This is a genomic window from Pseudoalteromonas sp. SG45-3 (genome assembly GCF_014164075.1).
In the GTDB taxonomy this organism is placed as follows: Bacteria; Pseudomonadota; Gammaproteobacteria; order Enterobacterales; family Alteromonadaceae; genus Pseudoalteromonas; species Pseudoalteromonas distincta.
The window spans coordinates 1-418 of record NZ_JACJEN010000068.1 but is presented as its reverse complement, the minus strand read 5'-3'; the positions used below and the strand labels follow the sequence as shown (position 1 = coordinate 418).

General features: G+C 45.9%; 2 tRNA genes. Both read right to left on the bottom strand.

Annotated features, from left to right (window positions below):
* Positions 1–17 precede the first annotated feature (17 nt).
* Positions 18–93: transfer RNA gene (locus H5126_RS21295), tRNA-Glu, on the bottom strand.
* A gap of 182 nt (positions 94–275) precedes the next feature.
* A tRNA-Glu gene (locus tag H5126_RS21290) sits at positions 276–351 on the bottom strand.
* Positions 352–418: the final 67 nt, after the last annotated feature.

The following is a 418-nucleotide window of genomic DNA, read 5'->3' as shown; positions in this document are numbered from 1 at the left end:
ATACTTAAAATAGTAAGTGGCGTCCCCAAGGGGATTCGAACCCCTGTTACCGCCGTGAAAGGGCGGTGTCCTAGGCCTCTAGACGATGGGGACACATAAATGTGTCACTAGGACAACTGAATTTTTAGACTCGTTTCAGGCGAGCTTTCTTAATAACACTTCACTTCCCTATTAAAAATAAGTAAGTGGCGTCCCCAAGAGATTAGTACTCTTGATAACGTCGTGCATAGAGAGTGCGGTGTCACACTGCTTTACACAATACTTAAAATAGTAAGTGGCGTCCCCAAGGGGATTCGAACCCCTGTTACCGCCGTGAAAGGGCGGTGTCCTAGGCCTCTAGACGATGGGGACACATAAATGTGTCACTAGGACAACTGAATTTTTAGACTCGTTTCAGGCGAGCTTTCTTAATAACACT